Consider the following 17,782-nt stretch of genomic DNA (forward strand, 5'->3'; position numbering starts at 1 on the left):
GGATTTTAGATGGGATCAAAAGTTTTTCTAATTACTTAATTTATGTTTAAATGTTGTCACAACTACATTTAAATTAATAATCATATCAAGTTAACAACTTCCAGGATGCATCGAGCCAGCCTCAGAAAAAAGCGTAGTCTTAACTGCTCGTCCCCAACCCTAAAGGTGGAATCTAGCCCCCTAAAGACTATTTTGCCCTGCTGCAAGTGGACAGGTGAAAAACAAGGCACTGGCTTTGAGGAATGGGAACGAACACGCTTAGACTGAGGCAACGTGAGCGTTAAGCGAGAATTTGGAGAGTGGCTGACCCAGTTCCAAACTTCAAAAAAGTGTCCTCTCAAAGAAGCAAAGCGCAAAAATCATGGCTGCAACTGATCCTTGTTAAATTCACCTGAAGTTGTTGACAGGAGAAACACAATGCCGCAATTACAAGCTAAATCGCTAGAAATGAGGACACCCCAAGCAACTAAAACCGCCGTTCTGGTTATCGGAGGCGCAGAAGATAAAGTTCATGGGCGCGAAATCCTACGAACTTTTTTTGGCCGTGCTGGTGCTAGTAAGGCTTATATTACAATTATTCCATCAGCCTCTCGCGAACCCGCCATCATCGGTGGTCGGTATATTCGCATTTTTGAAGAAATGGGTGCCCAGAAGGTAGAGATTTTAGACATCCGCGAACGGGAACAATGTGAAACCTCCCAGATTAAAGCATCCTTAGAAGCCTGTAGTGGGGTATTTTTGACAGGAGGAGACCAGCTGCGTCTTTGTGGCGTATTGGCAGATACGCCAGCAATGGAAATTATTCGGCAGCGGGTGAGGGCGGGGCAACTTACGTTAGCAGGCACCAGTGCAGGAGCGGCAGTGATGGGGCATCATATGATTGCTGGCGGCGGTAGTGGAGAGTCGCCAAATCGTTCCCTAGTCGATATGGCAACGGGTTTGGGATTTATTCCCGAAGTAATCGTTGACCAACACTTTAATAACCGGAATCGCATGGGGCGACTGATTAGTGCGATCGCAGCTCACCCCGATCGCTTAGGTATTGGCATTGACGAAGATACTTGTGCAGTGTTTGAACGTGATGGTTGGCTACAAGTTATGGGTAAAGGCAGTGTCACTATTGTTGATCCCACAGAACTCACCCACACCAACGAACCCCATGTCGGTGCTAATGAACCATTAACCGTGCATAATTTACGTCTCCATATCCTCAGCTACGGCGATCGCTTTCACTTGTACCAGCGCACTGTATTGCCTGCTGTACACCGAATCTCCAGCTGACGGGATAGAGTATCTGAGGTTACACTGAGTTGACCGCACATTTATTATTTCTTACCGTAGAAAAATGATAAGAATACCATGTAAAAAGAAAAAACTGTTTGCAATGAACAGTTTAGCGGTCAATTCCAGTAAGAAACTAGAATTTTGGTTCCGAATCTCCATCTACCTATTCCCATGAGAATCCTCAAGATCCAGACCTTACGCGGCCCAAATTATTGGAGCATTCGACGCCACAAGCTGATCGTCATGCGCCTCGATTTAGAAACCCTTGCCGAGACGCCCTCGAATGAAATCTCTGGCTTTTATGAAGGATTAGTTGAGGCGCTGCCGAGTCTGGAGGGCCACTATTGTTCGCCTGGCTGTCGTGGTGGTTTTCTGATGCGAGTCAAAGAAGGCACTATGATCGGCCATATCGTCGAACACGTAGCCCTAGAACTCCAAGAATTAGCTGGTATGCATGTCGGCTTTGGTCGCACCCGCGAAACTGCCACACCCGGAATTTACCAAGTAGTGATCGAGTACTTGAATGAGGAAGCGGGACGTTACGCTGGACGAGCAGCAGTGCGGCTGTGCCAGAGTATCGTTGATCGAGGCCGTTATCCCAAGGCAGAACTAGAGCAAGATATTCAAGACCTGAAAGACTTCACCCGTGATGCTTCCTTAGGCCCTTCCACAGAAGCGATCGTTAAAGAAGCAGAAAAAAGAGGTATTCCCTGGATGTCTCTGGAAGCCCGCTTTTTGATTCAGCTAGGCTACGGCGTGAATCAGAAGCGGATGCAGGCCACAATGACCGACAACACCAGTATTCTGGGCGTAGAGCTAGCTTGCGACAAAGAAGCCACGAAACGCATCCTCGCGGCGGCTGGTGCGCCAGTCCCCAAAGGTACAGTGATCAACTTCTTAGACGATTTGGAGCAAGCCCTGGAATTAGTTGGCGGCTATCCCATCGTTATCAAGCCACTGGATGGCAATCATGGACGTGGGATCACCATTGATATCAGAACTTGGGAAGAAGCTGAAGCCGGATACGAAGCCGCCAGACAGGTTTCCCGGTCAATTATTGTCGAAAGATATTACGTTGGGCGCGACCACCGGGTACTGGTGGTCAATGGCAAAGTAGTAGCAGTAGCCGAACGTGTTCCGGCTCATGTGATTGGCAACGGCAGATCGACCATCGCCGAACTGATTGAAGAAACAAACCTTGACCCAAATCGCGGTGAAGGACATGATAACGTCCTGACCAAGATTGAACTAGACCGCACCAGCTACCAGTTGCTAGAAAGGCAAGGCTACACCCTAAATAGCGTGCCACCCAAGGGCACTATTTGTTATCTCAGGGCAACAGCAAACTTGAGTACAGGTGGTAGTGCCGTAGACCGTACCGATGAAATTCACCCAGAAAATCTTTGGTTGGCACAACGGGTAGTCAAAATTATCGGTTTGGATATCGCTGGCTTAGATATCGTCACCACGGATATTAGCCGTCCTCTGCGGGAAGTGGATGGCGTGATTGTCGAAGTTAATGCCGCTCCCGGCTTCCGAATGCACGTTGCGCCAAGCGTGGGCATCCCCCGCAACGTCGCCGGTGCAGTGATGGATATGCTGTTTCCTAACGAGCAATCTAGCCAAATTCCGATCCTCAGCATCACGGGCACTAATGGCAAAACTACCACTACCCGACTACTAGCACATATTTATAAACAGACTGGTAAGGTAGTAGGGTATACGACTACCGATGGAACATACATCGGTGATTACTTAGTAGAAGCTGGCGATAACACAGGCCCCCAAAGTGCCCAGGTGATCCTCCAAGATCCCACAGTGGAAGTAGCGGTACTGGAAACGGCTCGCGGTGGCATTCTCCGCTCTGGATTGGGCTTTGAAGCAGCAAATGTAGGTGTGGTACTAAATGTAGCCTCTGACCACTTAGGAATAGGCGATATAGATACCATTGAGCAGTTAGCTAATCTTAAGAGCGTAGTAGCGGAAGCTGTATTCCCTGATGGCTACGCGGTACTTAATGCCGACGATCGCCGCGTCGCCGCTATGTCAGAAAAAACTAAGGCTAATATTGCTTACTTCACCATGAACCCCGACTCGGAACTAGTGCGGAAGCACATCCAAAAGGGCGGAGTAGCGGCAGTGTATGAAAATGGCTATTTGTCAATTGTTAAAGGTGATTGGACACACCGGATAGAAAGAGCAGAAAATATACCTTTAACAATGGGCGGACGTGCGCCGTTTATGATTGCCAACGCTTTAGCTGCAAGTTTGGCAGCGTTTGTGCAAAACGTCACGATTGAGCAGATTCGGTCTGGTTTGAGGACTTTTCGGGCTTCAGTTAGTCAAACGCCAGGACGGATGAATCTGTTTAATTTGGGGAATTACCACGCTTTAGTGGACTATGCCCACAACGCAGCCAGTTACGAAGCTGTAGGTTCCTTTGTGCGGAACTGGACTACAGGACAACGGATTGGCGTAATTGGTGGTCCAGGCGATCGCCGCGATGAAGACTTTGTGACTCTGGGTAAATTAGCAGCGCAAATTTTTGATTACATCATCATCAAAGAAGATGATGACACACGGGGACGACTACGGGGATCAGCCGCCCAGTTGATTATTCAAGGCATCACCCAAGTTAAGCCTGATAGCCGCTATGAATCAATTCTGGATGAAACCCAAGCGATAAATAAAGGCTTAGACATGGCTCCTGATAACAGTCTGGTGGTAATTTTGCCAGAAAGCGTGACTCGCGCTATTAAGTTAATTAGGGCGCGTGGTTTAGCGAAGGAAGAGACACACCAACAAAATCCCGGCACAACTGTCATCGATTCCCAAAATGGGATCGCACCTTCTTCTGTTGTTAATACCTTGCTGTAGTCAGGAATCAGGAATCAGAATGACTTCTGTGCAACGCGCGTATAACTCGTTGCTGCAAGCGTCTCCCTTTATGGGAAAAACTATATTCAGAAATTTCTCAATATTTAAAATGCATCTTCTCGTGAGTGCATTTTTCCTGAACGCCAGTTGCTCCACTTGGGGAAACCCCAGACGCTCGTTCGCCCTTGGCGTCTCCCAAGGGGAGAAGACTGCACTGGCTCCTCCTGTATTCTGACTCCTTTTATCATTGTTTTTCTTCTTCCTGATTGGTTTCCTCACTGGGAGTTTTCATCTCCTCCTTAAAACCTCGTAGGGTTTTGCCCAGTGCAGTTCCTAGTTCGGGAATTTTTTTTGGCCCAAAAATTAGAACAGCGACTATGGTAATTACAGCGATTTCTGGCCATCCCAGTCCAAACATATAAATTTCCTCTAAGGCTTCTGTAATTAAATATAGACATTGATGGCTCAAATCTGATGAGTTCACCACTGATAAGCGTTCGACCTTATTGCAGAAATATGGTATAAATAAAATTAATAATATTACGCATTTTTACATATATAGCGTTTCCCGGCCTAGTGAGGTACACCCGTAAGGGCACGGCAGTGCCCATTGGTGTCAACTTAACGTGAAAGCCTTTCTAGAAGCAGCTTTTAGATTGCCTCGTTCCCAGTCTCCGACTGGGAATGCCGTTCTAGAGGCTCCGCCTCCCTTGCTGGCGGCAGAGCCGCCAGGAACAGCATTTCCAGCCAGAGGCTGGAAACGAGGTTTTAAAATTTTAATTGCTTCAATATCATCTTTTTGTAACTAATTTTTTAGACTCAATTCGACAATTTTATGAAAATATCTAATTAATTTGAGAGAGCCTTTTTTAAAACAGTCCTAACTGTATTCCGTGGTTTTTATTATGAGCATTTTCTGTTGCTATTGGTGGTAAATCTGCTGGGGGTTCAACAACCAAAGGAGCATTTTCTTCAAATCTCAGTTTTGAGCTTATGATGTAGTCTTCATCAATCTCAAAAGCTAACCAGCGCCTTTGTAAAGTTTCTGCAACTCGACCTGTCATATTAGAACCAGCAAAAGGTTCTAAAACAATATCGCCTGGTTCTGTACAAAGGTTGATGACAAACTCTGGTAAAGCTTGAGGGAATCTTGCCGGGTGTGGCTTAAAACCTTCTTCTTTGCAACGCCTTTGGTAATAATCGTTAGAAGCAGTATTCGAGGCAGAAATCACATTTACCGGCTGGACTAAATCTTCAAATAAAATTTCTTGGATAAGAGTCTGTTGCCCTATTTCTTGTTTGTCTGTACTACAACGTCCATCAATAATATTTGGGGGGATAGCTCCTCCCCTGTCCTTCCCAAATTTATCGGAAATATCATAACCTGATGGTCTAACTTTGGGTTTATAGCCATTCTTCAGAAGGTTTTCATCGCATCACTATAAGGCTTTAAAACCCTTCTATTATTAGCTTTAGGATGCGGTTCTTTTGACAGCCACCAAATTGTATTTACCGAATCTTTAACTCTTTCCCTGCGAACTGTTACCCATTCGGCAGGGGTGGGTAGTTTTGCTGGATTATACCAATACAATTCTTGTGCCAGATAAAATCCAAGTCCACCTTTTTCTTTTGCTTTGCACAAAGCAACAACCAGTTCAAAATGATAAAGAGAACAACTGGCATCCCCTTAATCCAACTGCCACTTATATCAATAACCAGTGAGCCTGTTGGCTTAAGAATACGGTAAAACTCTGCCGCATAATCTTTAAACCATTCAACATATTCATCGGCATCAACATTTCCGTATTCTTTTTTCCGAACCAGTGCAAATGGTGGAGAGGTACAAATTAGGTCGATACTTTCGTCGAGAATACCTGCCATTAATTCTAGGCTGTTTCCCAAATAAGCAGCACCAAATTTTGTTTCGTAGTAAGGGTTATAATTAAGTCTCATCTAAATTTTATTAGTATATTTGTACGGTCTATGAAGACAGTATTATCCATAAAAGCATAAGTTTTCCAACTGTTAGCTATTTTTTTGATCAATTTGCTGGATGAATATAGCGGTTCTTGGACGTTGTGAGGTACAAGAACCCCACCCCCAACCCCCTCCCCGCAAGCGAGGAGGGGGCTATGATGTACCTAAATCTCATAGGGTAATGTGCCAAGTATCTGCACTCATAATAGTACATAAGTTCTATATTGAGTCTGGTAGAGACAGAACTGGACACTTTGAACAAAGCAATGATCAGCGCAACTAATTTCTAATTGGATTGGTAATTGGTAAACCTAACCAATCGCTTAATTCATAAGCTAGCCATTCCAGTTCCGCTTCAGATTTGATAGCACCACTAATACCACCAAGTTGATATTTTTTTACTCCTACCCAAATATCCAATTGTGCTGGAACGGCAGTTATAGTGCCTTCAGAGTCTTTAATAAAATGTTTTGGAATGTAAACCAACTTAGTAATACTTTGTCTTGGCGATGCACGGGGACGATAAAATTTCCAAGGAAACAACTCCCAGGTTAGGGTAATTTGTTCTAGATTCAGGCGTAAGCAGATGCGTCCAAATAAATGAAAGAGAATTTTATACACCATGAAAAAGCCAGCACCCCAAAAAGGAAGTGAAAACAAGGCAAAGGGGATGTTGACAGGAAAAGGCGCCGAGAGTGCGCCAATTGTCCAAAATAAGATAAATGAATTCCAGACGATCGCAAACAAACCTGTGAATAATATTGATGAATCAAAACCATCTGGTGGAACGATAATTTCTAGAGAGTCTCCATTTTTGGTTAGTTGAATCTTACTCCCATCTGGTTTGCCAACAGCCAAAGTAGGCAAGTTTATCGGTTGCGGTTTCTCTAAGGCGGCGATCGCTTCGGTAGCAGAACTCAAACGACGTTCTAAACTGGGTTCAATCATCCACTTTAGCCAATTGGTAAAGCTGGGACTCAGATTAGCCGCTTGTTCAAACTGAATGCAAAAATCCTTTTGGGGTAAATCGGCTGGGTAAGTACCCGTCACTAAATAAATTAAGGTTGCACCTAAACTATAAAGGTCAGATGCGGGAACGGTACGTCCGCCAAATTGCTCCTGTGGCATATATCCATAGGTTCCTACCACAGTTCTTGTCCCGCTTTCTGTGGCGAGGACAGTCTGCACTGAGCCAAAATCTACTAGGTAAATTTGACCGATACTATTGCCAGAGCGATCGCCCAATAAAATATTGCTAGGCTTAATATCACGATGGATCACAGGCGGATAAAGCCCATGTAGATAAATGAGAATCTCTAAAACTGCCTTGGCTATCTGTTTGACTTCTGCTTCTGTAAAAGTCCGCCCAGATTGTAAATATTGCTCTAAAGTTTGGGCGCGGATATAAGTTTGTACTAGGGCAAATCCTTTGATGGTTGGTAAATTTACCTCAAAATAGTTTAAATAGTGAGGAATTAAGGGATGTGACAAAGATTTTAAAGTTTCAGCTTCCCGCTCAAACAGCTTGAGTGAATCCCATTCAAAGTCACTACCAAAAGAGAGTAACTTAATGACGACTAATTCCTGAGTTTGCAAATCACGAGCTAACAACGTCCGCCGCCCTGCTTTTTTTCCTAATAGCTGCTGAACTTCGTAGCGTTCACCTAATATTTCGCCAATCATTATGGTTTCTGATAACGCTGCGGTTGAAAAGTTTTTATAGCTTATGGCTTTTCAATTTGGCAAACCGATATCTTTAGTATAATTGTGTAGTTCTATGCCCTCCCAACTTTGGCCTTATATTACCCCTGGTATTCCCGATGAATTGTTTGAACATTTGCCAGGAATTCCCCTGAGCCAGCGAGAAGTCCGACTACTATTAATTGCCCAACTGCGACTAAAATCAGATTCTGTGTTGTGGGATATTGGTGCAGGGACAGGTACAATTCCGGTAGAGGTAGGGCTATTGTGTCCAAGCGGACAGATTATCGCTATAGAAAGGGATGAAGAAGTAGCTAATCTGATCAAGCGTAACTGCGATCGCTTTGAAGTGAAAAATGTCGAAGTTATTGAAGGTAGTGCCCCAGAGTGTTTACATAACCTCAAGCTTACGCCTCACCGCGTTTGTATCGAGGGAGGACGCCCCATTCAGGAAATTCTGCAAGCAGCATGGCATTATTTGCCGCCATCCGGTCGGGTTGTAGCCACAGCGGGTAATCTAGAAAGTCTGTATGCTATTTCCCAGAGCTTTTCCCTGTTAAGGGCAAGAAATATTGAAGTCGTCCAGTCTGCGGTTAACCGCTTAGAGACGCGCGGCTTTTCTCAAACCTTTACCGCCGTTGATCCCATTTTTATCCTCAGTGGTGAGAAACTGGATTAGGGAATGGGGACTGGGGACTGGGGACTAGGGAATGGGGACTGGGGACTAGGGACTAGGGACTGGGAAAAAGTTTTCCAAATACTCAATACCCAATACCCAACACCCAATACTCAATACCCAATACCCAATACCCAACACCCAATACCCAGTACCCAGTAGCCAATACCCAGTACCCAATACTTCTATGCCTTGGTCTCGGATTATTAGTGGAATTGTTGCGATCGCTCTTGCTCTTTCTGTTACCCTTCTGGGGGGTTGGTACTTTACCATCATGTTTGCGGTTGTGGTCTTTTTGGGTCAACAGGAATATTTTAATTTGGTGCGAGCCAGAGGCATCGCTCCCGCCGCTAAAACCACTATGGCTGTCAGCCAAGTTTTGCTGGTTATTTGTACCATTGATGGCAGTTTAGCTGATGCTGTAATGCCAATTGCTGGCACATTTATTTGTTTTTACCTGCTGTTTCAACCCAAATTTGCCACGATCGCTGATGTTTCCGCTTCTATTATGGGGCTATTTTACGTAGGTTATTTACCGAGTTACTGGGTGCGGTTACGAGCAATTGATAGTGCTGCTTTTAGCAATCTCCCTTTCGGTGGTTACTGGCCCACAACCTGGACAGATTTCTGGGAAAAGGCAAATTCCGCTTCTCTAGCACAAGGTTTTACAGTAACACTGCTGACTTTTTTGTGTATTTGGGCAGCCGATATCGGCGCTTACACTATTGGCAAATTCTTTGGGAAAACCCGTCTGTCTGAGATTAGCCCTAAAAAAACTGTAGAAGGTGCTGTCTTTGGCATTACTTCAAGTGTTGCCGTAGCCATAGCCGGAGCCTATTATCTCCACTTGCCCAGATCCCCCTTCACTGGTTTAGCATTGGGTTTGCTGATTGGCATTGCTAGTCTTTTAGGGGATCTTACCGAGTCTATGCTCAAGCGGGATGCTGGAGTCAAAGATTCTGGACAATTAATCCCCGGTCATGGTGGTATTTTAGACCGTACTGATAGTTATATTTTCACAGCTCCTCTGGTTTACTATTTCGTGACACTACTGTTGCCGCTACTATAGCGGTTCTCAGTTGAGTTCAATACAGACCTAACCAGAACAGCCCCCTATACAGTTCAGTTAAGGAAAATTATCTGTTGAGGCAAGCAGGTGAAGCAGGGGAAGCAGGGGAAGCAGGGGGAGAGAAATAAATGCTTAACCCAAGCGTATTGGAACAGCCCCAACCCTTGTAGGGCTTGTCATTACCCACATTTTTGTAACAGTTAAAGTATTGCATTGACCCATAGCTTGCCCAGAACTTAAGTTCTGTGGCTCAGAAGTTCTCTGTCCACTCAAGTGAACTAAAATTCTTGTTTAGTCCACTTGAGAGGACTTAAGCTATTACGCCTTGGAATTCTATTCTGAGGCGGGATAACAACGAAGCGGCGTAGTCCCCCTTCTTCTCCTTATCTCCCCCTGCTCTCTCATCCCCTAAGAGGCGCTATATCATTTAAAATACGGTATTAATATTTTTCAATTTTTCATCATCACGGGTTAACGTTAATCCGCCCACGACACACTAGCTTGCCTGGGATCAGCGTTAGTTCTTGGATATCAACATCTGAGCCAAGATCCAGATTGTACTTATGATTGTCCTCTAATATATTTCCTTGGTCGGGCTTGATTTGGATATGTGCCACATGCAACTCATGCCCACTGAGTAACTCTAAGCCCAGACAAATCTCTAGAGGTGTTGTTTCACTATTGGTTACTCTCATCCCTCGGAGTATAATTTGGTTGTTCCCAAGGAGAATTTCTTGCCAATTAATTGGTTGTGACTGTGGGCAATGTGTTGGTAAAACCTTAACCAGTAAATCGCTCAAAGCAGTTGATAATAAGTTAGATGAGAGAGATGCATTGAGATCCTTCTCGTCTACGATTAAATCGCCAACTACTGGTACTGTTTCTAACAGTCTCAGGGGTTGTCCCTTGAGTACGGAGCCGATGTTTATCCGAATATTTTCTGCTATTAATTTAATTTGTGTAATCAGGAGACCTTGATAAACTGCATGAGTAGCAAAAATAGATACCGAGGGGATGCGTCCAGAGAGAATTTGGCGATCGCTTGCTTTAATCTCCACTTCTAATTCAGATATTTGGCTCACTTGCGCTCTCAACCAGAGCTTTAGGGCTGTTGTGAGTACCTGCGTAATTATGCGGATTTTATTTGCATTTGTGGTTTGGGAATTTTGCTCTGGCATCTAACCAATCTGTTTATGAGTATTTGTTCAACAACCGAACAGAAATTAAACAAGCCTTAAATGTAACATTTATGCCTACTCGCTACAAAATGCAAATATCATTTAATTGTTAACAGTAAATAAGCAATTTCCACATGGAGGCACGGTTACAAAAAATTCTCGCTCAATGGGGTATCGCCTCACGTCGTGAAGCCGAAGAAATGATTAGGGACTCACGGGTGCGGATCAATGGGGTATTGGCACATTTAGGTCAAAAAATTGATCCCGAAAAAGATGCGATCGCAATCGATGGTAAACCCGTATCGAAAAAGCACCGTCCGGCTTTAATATATCTATTGCTGCACAAACCAGCAGGAGTGGTTTCAACTTGCTACGACCCTCACCGCAGACCAACAGTCCTGGATCTACTACCGAAAGAATTACGAGAGGGTTCAGGTATTCACCCAGTTGGGCGTCTAGATGCAGACTCTACAGGAGCATTAATCCTGACAAACGATGGAGAACTGACATTTGGACTAACTCATCCCCGTCACAGTATTTCCAAGACATATCATGTTTTGGTCAAAGGACAGCCTCCAGAAGCAGTACTGCAAATGTGGCGTCAGGGTGTGATGTTGGAGGGGAGAAAAACCAGGGCCGCTAAGGTACACCTAATAGAACGTTGTACCGAGCAAAGCTTTTTAGAAATAGTGTTGCAGGAGGGAAGAAATCGCCAAATTCGCCGGATAGCCCAACAGTTAGGATACCCAGTAATCAAGCTGCATCGGACTGCTATCGGCCCAATTCAATTACAAACTCCAAAAGAACCTTTTTTGTCAGAGGGTAAATATCGTTCCCTCAAAGATAATGAGATTCACTTTTTGCAAGAGCAGATAACACAACATATTAAAGATTCAGCGGAATTAAGGAGTGTCAGTAGGCATGAAATGGCTAAGAAAGAAAAATAATCACCAGGCATCACTTTCATTAGAGGAACAACGAGCCGAAAAGTTGGGAGAATTAGGCGCTCAACTTTGGGCATTGCGTCAAGAACAGGGTCTATCTCTAGAGCAAGTAGTTGTGTTGACCAGGATTCCTCGGCGATTATTGCAGGCGATCGAAGAAGGTAATTTAAACGATCTACCAGAACCAATCTATATTCAGGGTTTGATCAGGCAATTTGCCGAAGCACTAGGCTTGAATGGAGTAGAATTTTCTGGCACTTTTCCGATCAGTTCTGCACGAGTTAACCCCCAAGGGATGGGGAATACACCCCTTAGTCAACTACGTCCGAGTCATCTTTACTTTCTTTACATATTCCTAATTCTATGCTCTGTAAATGGCTTATCTCAGTTATTAAATAACGCTGTACTACAAGCAAGTAATAGCCAAAACCAGCCATACCCAAAACAAAAGTCCATTGTTAAACCAGAGCTAACCCAACCAAAAGAGTCACTGAAAGTTCAACCTGTCAGCGATACCCTAAAGGGCAGACAACAGGGACAGATTGTCCAGATTGGTGTCACTTTGAAAGCATCATCTTGGATTCGCGTAATAGCTGATGGCAAAACCGAGTTTGAGGGTACTTTGCCAGAGGGAACTCACCGAATTTGGAAAGCTCAAGAGCAACTGACAGTGAAAACTGATAATGCTGGTGGTGTGTTGATGAGTGTCAATCAAGAGAAAGCCAAGGAAATGGGAGAGCCAGGGAAAGAGGAAGAAGTTAGGATTGCTGCCAAGCCTAAGTTTTGAGCAGATCAGGATGAGGGAGATGAGGAAGATGAGGAAGATAAGGGAGATGAGGGAGATGAGGGAGTGTTTTCTCCCCCTGCTCCCCCTGCTCCCCCTGCTTCCCCCGCTACCTCATCTCCCCACTCCCCCACTCTTCAATTTGCTTGCGGGGCACGTCCATTTAGTTTGGTAAGAACTTTTAAGCGATCGCCTAATTCTTGTGTCAAAGCTGACGCTTGATAGCGCCACTCCCAGTTCCCCTCAGCAACACTGGGAAAATTCATCCGCGCTTCGTTTCCTAATCCCAAAATATCTTGCAAAGGAATAATCGCTTGGTTGGCTATAGAACTCAAAGCTAGGCGAATTAAATCCCAGTGGACACCTTCAGGACTAATACAACCTAAATAAAGCAACAGGTTTTGCTTTTCGTTGTCGTTAGCTGAATTAAACCAGCCTACAGTTGTGTCATTATCGTGAGTGCCAGTATAAACTACAGCATTTCGCGGGTAATTGAATGGTAAAAACGGATTTTCGGGATCAGAACCAAAGGCAAACTGCAAAACTTTCATCCCAGGAAATTCATACTTGTCTCGCAGCGCTTCTACCTCTGGTGTAATTACTCCCAAATCTTCCGCCAAGACGGGTAGCTTGCCTAACTTCTGCCTAATCACTTCAAAAAAAGCATCACCAGGCGCTTCCACCCATTTACCATTCATGGCAGTTTCTTCACCTTGGGCTACAGACCAATAAGCCTCGAAGCCCCGGAAGTGGTCAATGCGAATTATATCTACATAATCTAGCATTGCCTCAAAGCGCTGCACCCACCATTTAAAGTCTTGTTTTTGCAATTCCTCCCAGTTATAAACCGGGTTGCCCCACAATTGACCGGTGGCGCTGAAGTAATCTGGTGGAACTCCTGCCATTTGGGCAGCTTCTCCTGTCTGTTCATTTAAGCAAAAGATGTCGGGATGCGCCCACACATCAGCGCTATCGTGAGCTACGTAGATGGGGATATCGCCGATAATATCAATACCGCGCATGTTGGCGTAGCTTTTCAGGTCTGACCACTGGCGGAAAAACTCAAATTGGACGAACTTGTAATAAAAAATCTCTCCGTTGAGCCGACGCTGTACTTGATCCAATGCTTCTGGTTGACGCTTGACAATTTCTGGCTCCCATGTATGCCAGTTTGCATTCTCGTTGTCATCTTTCAGCGCCATAAATAAGGCGTAATTATCTAGCCAATAGGCTTTGCTGTCGCAAAAACCTTCAAACTCTTTCTGCTGGATAGGTGTAGCATTGGTTCTAAAATGTTCACAGGCTTTTTTGAGTAGCCCAATCTTAATCGGCACAACCTGCTGGAAATCTACCTTTTCTAACGGAAATCCTGGTAAATTAGCAAAGTCTTCTTCAGTTAGCAAACCCTCATCTCGCAGTTTTTCTGGGCTAATCAGCAGGGGATTTCCCGCCATTGCCGAGTAGCACATATAGGGCGAATTCCCGTATGCAGTGGGGCCCAAAGGTAAAACTTGCCAATATTGTTGATGGCTCTCTTTGAGAAAATCGATGAAGCGATAGGCTTCTAAGCCTAAATCCCCAATGCCAAATCGACTGGGAAAGGAGGTAGGATGCAGCAAAATGCCACTTGATCTAGGAAAAGGCATATTTAACCTGAATTATGAGAGGAAGCAATTGTCTGATTAACACGCTACGCGATCGCATCGAATCTATCACGCTACGTTCAGCTTTGAAAGCTGTCGATAGTATGTATTGGGGACTGGGGAGTGGGGACTAGGGACTGAGCATAGGAAAGAATTCTTTTAATCTCTCATTTCCAATACCCAATTCCCAGTACCCAATCCCTACTACCCAATCCCCAGTAAATCCAAAATCTAAAATCCAAAATTGCATGACTTACCGAAATCCTACACCAACAGTTGATATCATCATTGAATTAGTAGACCGACCTCATCGGCCAATAGTGTTAATCGAAAGACATAATCTACCTTTAGGTTGGGCTATTCCTGGTGGTTTTGTGGATTATGGGGAAGCGGTGGAAGTGGCGGCGCGGCGAGAAGCTGAAGAAGAAACGGGTTTGCAGGTGGAGTTAGTTGAACAATTACTGGTGTATTCTGACCCCGATCGCGATCCCCGTCAGCATACGATTAGCATTGTATTTTTGGCAACAGCGACAGGGGAACCAAAGGCTGGGGATGATGCTAAGGCTGTAGGCATTTTTGAGTCTTGGCGTGTGCCTGGTAATTTATGTTTTGACCACGATCGCATTTTGCAGGATTATTGGCGATATCGGCATTATGGGATTCGTCCGAGGTTGGGGTAAGAGGAACGAACCGCAGAGGCGCAGAGAGCGCAGAGAGACGGGGAGAGTGGAATACCTGTGACACAAAGTTTTTGTGATTATACTGTGTCAATGGTATTTAAAGGTGCATTATGGACGCTGGAAAACTGTTGGAGAAATACGCAGCAGGGGGACGGCAGTTTACTATAAACCGCCAAAACATAGACCTTAAAGGTGCAAACTTAAGTGATATAGATATATCTAATGCAAATTGGAATGGAGCAGATTTGAGTGACGCAAACCTGACTAGAGCGAAACTTAATAATACTAGCCTCAGTAGAGTATCTTTAATAAATGCAAATTTGAGTGGGATAGAGGGTTCTTCAATCAATCTTAGTTGGGCTGACTTGAGTGGTGCGGACTTAAGTTGTGCAAATTTGAGTAATGCAAATCTGAGTGGGGCAGACTTGACTAGAGCAAACTTTACTCAGATAAAACTAACTGAAGTAAATCTTTATAGGGCAAATCTCCAGAAAGCCATACTCCGGGGAGTCACTTTGGAGAAATGTAATTTATCAGAGGTAGATTTAGCTGAGGCGGATTTGGTTAGGGTCTGCTTAGAAAAAGCAAATCTCAAAAAAGCCTGTCTCCAAAGAGCAAATCTAGAAAGAGCTTGTCTATCAGATGCAAACTTGATGATGGCAAACTTTGATGGAGCAAACCTGAAGAAGGCAAATTTAACTGGAGCAAATATCTATGGGACAACCTTTAAAGATGCTGACCTAACTGGTGCGATAATGCCAGATGGAGAAGTCTACAAGCCGATCGCTCCTGAGGGTGAAATCGGTAAACAGGAAACATCGTTAGAGAAAGTAATATATATGACTCGTAAAGTAATTCGTACTGATAACGCACCCGCACCAGTCGGCCCTTATAATCAAGCGATCGCAGCTTCTGGTCAATTTGTATTTATAGCTGGACAAATTGCGATCGATCCCCGCCTTGGTGATGTCGTCTACACTGATGATGTCAAAAAGCAAACTGAGCAAGTATTAGCTAATCTTGAAGCCATCCTCATAGCATCGGGTGCGGCTTTCCAAGATGTGGTGAAAACCACCGTATTTTTAGCTGATATGAATGACTTCGCGGCGGTGAATGCCGTTTATGCTAAATATTTCCCGGAAGATACAGCCCCAGCGCGGGCTTGTGTGCAGGTATCGCGCTTACCTAAAGATGTGTTGGTAGAAATTGATGCGATCGCTGTGATTAGCGGTTAGAAGGAAGGTATCAATCTATCAATATCTAGGAGGTACATCACTAAAATTCAGCCGGGGAACGGGTTTGGTAAACAAGCTGCAAGCACTCCTCAAAATCATCCCCTTGCCAGGTTCCTGCAAATTTTAGTAAGTCTTCTGCTTTAGAGCCTCTAAGAATTGGTGTTGCTTCCTGTATTTCCGGTTTCGTTTTCTGATTGGAAGTATCATTCTTATTTTCCGTTGACAGGTCAAGAGATATTTCCTCATTTCTTGGTTTTGTCTTGAGAAAACGCAAAAAATCTAGTGTATGAACTAGTAGAACGTCTGAGGATGATTCAATTTCTTGGAGCAGTAGTTCTTTAATATTCATCCTGGTTTATTCATAAATGACATTTTGCAGTCTGTCGTAACAGTATTATACGAGTGCGAACGAGATCCTGACCTGACTGGTGCGATAATGCCAGATGGAGAAGTCTACAAGCCGATGGCTTCTGAGGTAGAAATCGGTAAACAGGAAACATCGTTAAATAAAGTATTATCTATGACTCGTAAAATGCGATCGCCTCTATAACTTTGGGAATACTGAAATTAAGTCCCACTAAAAGAGTATTAAAAATGGCAGAAAATCGCATCAGTGCCAGTTTAGCCCCAGCAGACAGAGAAGCAGTCATGCAGGCGATCGCTACAATTAAAGAAAAGTTACCATTTTTGGTTGATTTGACCCCTGAAGATCGGCGAACAATGCTAAAGATGGGAGATAAAAGTCGGGCTTTTGTAAGCATTGCCTTAGAAGTGGCGACACAGAACCCTAACTTTTTGCCTCGTTCTTTTGATTTAGAAGAGATGCGCCGGGATTTAGGGATATTTGAGGACTTGTATCCGGTGCTTTTGTCTCTAACGCAACTGCAAGAACTGGTAGATGATACCTGTATAGCTGCTGCTAGCGAAGCCTATGCCGCAGCATTAGCAATTTATAGCTATGCCAAAGCTAGCGGTGATGTCGCAGGTTTAGATGCAGTAATTGATGAGATGGGACGCAGGTTTAACCATCGTTCCAAGAAAAAGCAACCCGAAGTCCTAGTTAGCTAAATTCTGAAATAGGCAATCATACCAGTTGTTAAGTTGGTAAAATACATATTTTTTGTAGGGGCATAACAATGTTCATGAGTGTCAACTTAGCGTGAAAACCTGCCTAGAACCAGCTTTTAGATTGTCTCGTTCCCAGTCTCCGACTGGGAATGCCGTTCTAGAGGCTCCGCCTCCCTTGCTGGCGGCAGAGCCGCCAAGAGCAGCATTTCCAGCAAGAAGGCTGGAAACGAGGTTTTAAAAGGCTTTGCGCTTAAGTTAACAGCAATGAATAATGTTATGCCCCTTTCGCCAAGAGACGCGATAAATCGCCGTCTTTACAATAATCAGTCCTTCGTCCTGACGGGGATTTATCGCGTCTTTGGGATATATTATTTTCATCAAATAACCTTAACCGAACCGTATTGGTTTAGGAACGTGGATTAAATAAAATGCAAAACTTCATCCTGTCTCTAGCTTCCCTCTCCTTTATAAGGAGAGGGATTGAGGGTGAGGTAAGCCAGGGACATAAATTGTATTGTTGGTCAACATTGAGCCTCAGAAGGTCAACATTGAGCCTCAGAAGGTCAACATTGAGCCTCAGAAGGTCAACATCGAGCCTCAGAAGGTCAACATCGAGCCTCAGAAGGTCAACATCGAGCCTCAGAAGGTCAACATCGAGCCTCAGAA

The 17,782-nt window shown here is 44.4% G+C and carries 20 protein-coding genes; 12 read left to right on the forward strand and 8 right to left on the reverse strand.

The window, feature by feature from the left end; all coding sequences use genetic code 11:
- The first annotated feature begins 417 nt into the window (after nucleotides 1-417).
- Together V7K30_RS11355 and cphA are read left to right on the forward strand one after the other, a co-directional pair.
- Nucleotides 418-1,281 (forward strand): cyanophycinase, encoded by an 864-nt coding sequence (locus V7K30_RS11355; protein WP_334999133.1) that lies wholly within the window; start codon nucleotides 418-420, stop codon nucleotides 1,279-1,281.
- 174 nt (nucleotides 1,282-1,455) lie between these two features.
- The gene (cphA, locus tag V7K30_RS11360; protein WP_334999134.1) at nucleotides 1,456-4,161 is read left to right on the forward strand and encodes a cyanophycin synthetase; all 2,706 of its coding nucleotides are present in this window, start codon (nucleotides 1,456-1,458) and stop codon (nucleotides 4,159-4,161) included.
- 244 nt (nucleotides 4,162-4,405) lie between these two features.
- On the opposite strand, the gene tatA is transcribed toward cphA, so the two are convergent.
- Nucleotides 4,406-4,579, reverse strand: coding sequence for a twin-arginine translocase TatA/TatE family subunit (gene tatA, locus V7K30_RS11365; RefSeq protein ID WP_196527662.1), 174 nt, complete (start codon nucleotides 4,577-4,579; stop codon nucleotides 4,406-4,408).
- Nucleotides 4,580-4,787: 208 nt separating this feature from the next.
- On the opposite strand from tatA, the gene V7K30_RS11370 reads away from it, so the two are divergent.
- Nucleotides 4,788-4,970, forward strand: a complete 183-nt coding sequence (locus V7K30_RS11370) for a hypothetical protein (RefSeq protein WP_334999135.1) — start codon at nucleotides 4,788-4,790, stop codon at nucleotides 4,968-4,970.
- Nucleotides 4,971-5,030: 60 nt separating this feature from the next.
- On the opposite strand, the gene V7K30_RS11375 is transcribed toward V7K30_RS11370, so the two are convergent.
- The 3 genes from V7K30_RS11375 to V7K30_RS11385 form a co-directional block, all read right to left on the reverse strand.
- Nucleotides 5,031-5,393: a site-specific DNA-methyltransferase gene (locus V7K30_RS11375; RefSeq protein WP_334999136.1), complete on the reverse strand. Its 363-nt coding sequence runs from the start codon at nucleotides 5,391-5,393 to the stop codon at nucleotides 5,031-5,033.
- 310 nt (nucleotides 5,394-5,703) lie between these two features.
- Complete coding sequence (locus V7K30_RS11380; RefSeq protein ID WP_334999137.1) at nucleotides 5,704-6,114, reverse strand: DNA methyltransferase; 411 nt, start codon at nucleotides 6,112-6,114, stop codon at nucleotides 5,704-5,706.
- A 303-nt stretch (nucleotides 6,115-6,417) separates the two neighbouring features.
- Nucleotides 6,418-7,821, reverse strand: a complete 1,404-nt coding sequence (locus tag V7K30_RS11385; protein WP_334999138.1) for a serine/threonine protein kinase — start codon at nucleotides 7,819-7,821, stop codon at nucleotides 6,418-6,420.
- Between the two features lie 94 nt (nucleotides 7,822-7,915).
- Between V7K30_RS11385 and cbiT the strand changes: the two genes are divergently transcribed.
- Nucleotides 7,916-8,518 (forward strand): precorrin-6Y C5,15-methyltransferase subunit CbiT, encoded by a 603-nt coding sequence (gene cbiT / locus V7K30_RS11390; RefSeq protein WP_334999139.1) that lies wholly within the window; start codon nucleotides 7,916-7,918, stop codon nucleotides 8,516-8,518.
- Nucleotides 8,519-8,702: 184 nt separating this feature from the next.
- Entirely contained in the window at nucleotides 8,703-9,584 is an 882-nt protein-coding gene (locus V7K30_RS11395) for a phosphatidate cytidylyltransferase (protein WP_334999140.1), read from the forward strand.
- A 464-nt stretch (nucleotides 9,585-10,048) separates the two neighbouring features.
- Here the strand turns inward: V7K30_RS11395 and V7K30_RS11400 are convergent, their stop codons facing one another.
- Nucleotides 10,049-10,762, reverse strand: coding sequence for an LmeA family phospholipid-binding protein (locus tag V7K30_RS11400; RefSeq protein ID WP_334999141.1), 714 nt, complete (start codon nucleotides 10,760-10,762; stop codon nucleotides 10,049-10,051).
- 134 nt (nucleotides 10,763-10,896) lie between these two features.
- Here V7K30_RS11400 and V7K30_RS11405 point away from each other — a divergent pair, with 134 nt between their 5' ends.
- Both V7K30_RS11405 and V7K30_RS11410 read left to right on the forward strand, forming a co-directional pair.
- Nucleotides 10,897-11,709: a pseudouridine synthase gene (locus tag V7K30_RS11405; RefSeq protein ID WP_334999142.1), complete on the forward strand. Its 813-nt coding sequence runs from the start codon at nucleotides 10,897-10,899 to the stop codon at nucleotides 11,707-11,709.
- Entirely contained in the window at nucleotides 11,684-12,493 is an 810-nt protein-coding gene (locus tag V7K30_RS11410; protein WP_334999143.1) for a helix-turn-helix domain-containing protein, read from the forward strand. The genes V7K30_RS11405 and V7K30_RS11410 overlap by 26 nt, the downstream gene beginning before the upstream one ends.
- A 134-nt stretch (nucleotides 12,494-12,627) precedes the next feature.
- On the opposite strand, the gene malQ is transcribed toward V7K30_RS11410, so the two are convergent.
- Nucleotides 12,628-14,136, reverse strand: a complete 1,509-nt coding sequence (malQ, locus tag V7K30_RS11415; protein WP_334999144.1) for a 4-alpha-glucanotransferase — start codon at nucleotides 14,134-14,136, stop codon at nucleotides 12,628-12,630.
- A gap of 245 nt (nucleotides 14,137-14,381) precedes the next feature.
- On the opposite strand from malQ, the gene V7K30_RS11420 reads away from it, so the two are divergent.
- Together V7K30_RS11420 and V7K30_RS11425 are read left to right on the forward strand one after the other, a co-directional pair.
- Nucleotides 14,382-14,813 carry an NUDIX hydrolase gene (locus V7K30_RS11420; protein WP_334999145.1) on the forward strand — a complete coding sequence of 144 codons (432 nt, stop codon included), beginning with the start codon at nucleotides 14,382-14,384 and terminating at the stop codon, nucleotides 14,811-14,813.
- 110 nt (nucleotides 14,814-14,923) lie between these two features.
- Nucleotides 14,924-16,048 carry a Rid family detoxifying hydrolase gene (locus tag V7K30_RS11425; RefSeq protein ID WP_334999146.1) on the forward strand — a complete coding sequence of 375 codons (1,125 nt, stop codon included), beginning with the start codon at nucleotides 14,924-14,926 and terminating at the stop codon, nucleotides 16,046-16,048.
- A gap of 40 nt (nucleotides 16,049-16,088) precedes the next feature.
- Here V7K30_RS11425 and V7K30_RS11430 read toward each other — a convergent pair whose 3' ends face one another.
- Nucleotides 16,089-16,397 carry a hypothetical protein gene (locus V7K30_RS11430; protein WP_334999147.1) on the reverse strand — a complete coding sequence of 103 codons (309 nt, stop codon included), beginning with the start codon at nucleotides 16,395-16,397 and terminating at the stop codon, nucleotides 16,089-16,091.
- A gap of 24 nt (nucleotides 16,398-16,421) precedes the next feature.
- Here V7K30_RS11430 and V7K30_RS11435 point away from each other — a divergent pair, with 24 nt between their 5' ends.
- The 3 genes from V7K30_RS11435 to V7K30_RS11445 all read left to right on the forward strand — a co-directional run bounded on the left by V7K30_RS11435 (nucleotide 16,422) and on the right by V7K30_RS11445 (nucleotide 17,354).
- Entirely contained in the window at nucleotides 16,422-16,598 is a 177-nt protein-coding gene (locus V7K30_RS11435; RefSeq protein ID WP_334999148.1) for a hypothetical protein, read from the forward strand.
- 44 nt (nucleotides 16,599-16,642) lie between these two features.
- Entirely contained in the window at nucleotides 16,643-17,116 is a 474-nt protein-coding gene (locus tag V7K30_RS11440) for a hypothetical protein (RefSeq protein ID WP_334999149.1), read from the forward strand.
- Between the two features lie 91 nt (nucleotides 17,117-17,207).
- Nucleotides 17,208-17,354 (forward strand): hypothetical protein, encoded by a 147-nt coding sequence (locus V7K30_RS11445; RefSeq protein WP_334999150.1) that lies wholly within the window; start codon nucleotides 17,208-17,210, stop codon nucleotides 17,352-17,354.
- Between the two features lie 168 nt (nucleotides 17,355-17,522).
- Here the strand turns inward: V7K30_RS11445 and V7K30_RS11450 are convergent.
- On the reverse strand, nucleotides 17,523-17,782 hold a 260-nt coding region (locus V7K30_RS11450), incomplete at its 5' end, for a hypothetical protein (protein ID WP_334999151.1).

The sequence above is a fragment of the Nostoc sp. genome (assembly GCF_036917655.1).
Taxonomy (GTDB): domain Bacteria; phylum Cyanobacteriota; class Cyanobacteriia; order Cyanobacteriales; family Nostocaceae; genus Nostoc.